This window comes from Pseudomonas sp. 3A(2025), from assembly GCF_054589175.1.
This window is the reverse complement of sequence record NZ_BAAILM010000094.1, coordinates 17,912-20,729: the sequence shown is the minus strand read 5'-3', so window position 1 is coordinate 20,729 and position 2,818 is coordinate 17,912. Positions and strand designations below refer to the sequence as shown.

At 63.3% G+C, this 2,818-nt stretch carries 1 protein-coding gene; it reads left to right on the top strand.

Annotation, left to right across the window (positions count from 1 at the left end):
• The first annotated feature begins 285 nt into the window (after positions 1 to 285).
• Positions 286 to 2,727, top strand: coding sequence for a TonB-dependent siderophore receptor (locus ACYP2A_RS23415; protein ID WP_459748320.1), 2,442 nt, complete (start codon positions 286 to 288; stop codon positions 2,725 to 2,727).
• Positions 2,728 to 2,818: the final 91 nt, after the last annotated feature.

Sequence of the window (2,818 nt, the reverse complement as noted above, 5' to 3'; positions counted from 1 at the left end):
GATCCTGCGGTGGCACAGCTGCTGGTCTCCGGCGCCTTCTCGCTGGAGCGCCCCGACGCCAGCCTAGACCTGCTGACCCGCACCCTGCCGGTGCGGGTCAGCAAGGTGCTGGGGTATTGGGCCAGCGTGGTGCCGGCCTAAGGATCACACACCTCGCAGGAGCCGGTCCTACGGATACAAATAATTTCCATTCCCTTGGCAGTTTTTCCCGCTTCGAGCATCAAGACAGGTGTAGACGCTGAAAAACAGCGCGCCCTTGCCTTCATTCATCATATGGATCGCTCTATGCACACCCGCCCTACCCCGCTTGCCCGCGCCTTGCGCGCCACCCTGCTCGGCCTGTCGATTGCCGGCGCCAGTCCTGTCGTTCTGGCTGCACCTGCCGCTGCGGCAGTGGATGACGCCCAGCGCCAGGCCTTCGCCATTCCGGCCGGCAGCCTGGACAAGGCACTCGGCACTCTCGGCCAGCAGGCCGGGGTGATGATTGCGGCGGACTCCTCCCTGACCCAAGGCCTGAGCAGCGCCGGCCTCAATGGTCGCTACAGCGTTGCCGAAGCGCTGCAACAGTTGCTGGCCCCGGTCAACCTGCAAGCACTGGCGGCCGGCAGTGGCTACCGGGTCGTGCCACGCGTTGCAGTCACTAATGGTCAGGTCGAGCTGGGCGCAACCACGGTCAACTCTAACCTGCTGGGCACCACTACCGAGAACACCGGTTCCTACACCACCGGCGCCACCACCATCGGCCGCAGCACACAGTCACTGCGCGAAACGCCGCAGACCATCACCGTGGTCACCCGCCAGTTGCTCGACGACAAGAACCTCAACAGCCTGGACAAGGTGCTGGAAAAGACCCCCGGCATCAGCTTTCAGTACCGCAACTTCGGCGGTCATGTGTACACCTCGCGCGGCTTCACCATGGCCGCCGAGAGTTTTCTGTACGACGGCGTGCCGGGCCAGGCCTATCAGGTCACCGGCTGGATGAAGCCCGACACTGCCATCTACGACCGCATCGAAGTGCTGCGCGGCGCCACCGGCCTGCTGGTCGGTGCCGGCGAACCCGGCGGCGCGGTGAACCTGGTGCGCAAGCGCCCGACCGCCACCCCGCAGTTTTCGGTCACCACCCGCGCCGGTTCCTGGGACCACTACCGCATGGACCTGGATGGCAGCGGCAGCCTCAACGAGTCCGGCAGCGTGCGCGGGCGCATGGTCGCCGCCTATGAAGATGCAGGCTCTTACCAGGATGCCCGTAACAGCCGCACGCCGCTGTTGTACGGCATTGTCGAGGCCGACCTCAACGAGTCCACCACGCTGACCGCCAGCCTGCGTCGGCAGACCAACGTCGTTAACGGCTACTCGATCTACGGCCTGCCGCGCTACAACAACGGCAACACCCTGGACATCTCGCGCTCGACCAACCTGGCGCCGAAATGGAACCGCTTGGAAAGCGACATGAACGAGGTGTTCACCGAGGTCGCGCACCGCTTCAACGACACCTGGACCAGCAAGACCTCGCTGACGTACTCCGAAGGCGGCTTCGACCAGAACATCGCCTATGCCCGCGGCGCGATCAACCCGACGACCCAGGCCGGCTCACGCTTTCAGGGCGTGCTGTTTCGTCGCGACGAGGTCAAGAGCACCGGGCTGGACAGCCACGTGAACGGCAGCTTCGACGCCTTTGGCCTGGAACATGAAGTGACGCTGGGCGCCACCTGGTCGCGGCAGGAATTCAACACCAAACAGGCCACGGTCGCGGTCAACTCGCCGATCAATATCTTCAACGTCAACCACAGCGCCCTTGCCAAACCGGCGCGTCCGGCCTGGAGCACCGACATCGACGCTACCGAAGAGCGCTCCGGCCTCTACGGCAACGTGCGCCTGCGCCTGTCCGAACCGCTGAGCCTGGTGCTCGGCGGCCGCGCCAGCTGGTACACCTACGACTACGACGTCAAGACCGGTGCCGCGCTGAGCTACACCGCCAAGGAAGCCCGCGAACTCACGCCGTTCGTAGGCTTGCTGTACGACCTGAACGAAAACTGGACCTGGTACACCAGCTACGCCGACATCTTCACCCCGCAGGGCAACTACCGTGATGTCAGCGGCTCGCCACTGGACCCTGCGATCGGCACCAACTATGAAACCGGCCTCAAAGGCGAACTGTTCGACAAGCGCCTGAACCTGTCGATGGCGCTGTTCTATATCAAGCAGAAGGATGTGGCCGTAGAAGACGTCGACAACTCCGGCGCCTGCCTGAGCAACGACTCGTTCGGCACCTGTTACTCCAACGGCACGATCAAGCGCAGCAAGGGCTTCGATATCGAGGCCAGCGGCGAAGTGCTGCCGGGCCTGCAAGTGTTCGGCGGCTACACCTACAACATGGTGCGTAGCACCACAGAAGAACAGCTGACCTACGAAACGCCGAAACACATGCTGCGCCTCAACGCCAGCTACAACCTGCAAGGCGACTGGAACCGCCTGACCGTAGGCGCAGGCGTGACCACCCAATCGGCGTATGCGGTGCCTAACACCGCAGGGCTGGACTACGGCGTGGCCGGTTATGCGATCTGGGATGCCCGCGCCAGCTGGAAACTGGACGAGCACTGGAAAGTGTCGCTCAACGCCGAGAACCTGTTCGACCGCAAGTACTACACCACCTCGGCGGCGCTGGATCGCTCGAACCTGTTCGGCGAACCACGCAGTTATGTGCTGACCTTGCGCGGGGATTTTTGATCCGGGCTTGAGGCCTATTGTCTGATGCTCAAGATCGGGTTGTATGGGCTTTCTGTTGTGGTCTGTTAGAGAGGTTCCGGCCCTCTTCGGG

Excerpts from the sequence above, each read along its gene's own strand:
- ACYP2A_RS23415 (WP_459748320.1), top strand. The coding sequence starts at position 286 with ATGCACACCCGCCCTACCCCGCTTGCCCGCGCCTTGCGCGCCACCCTG.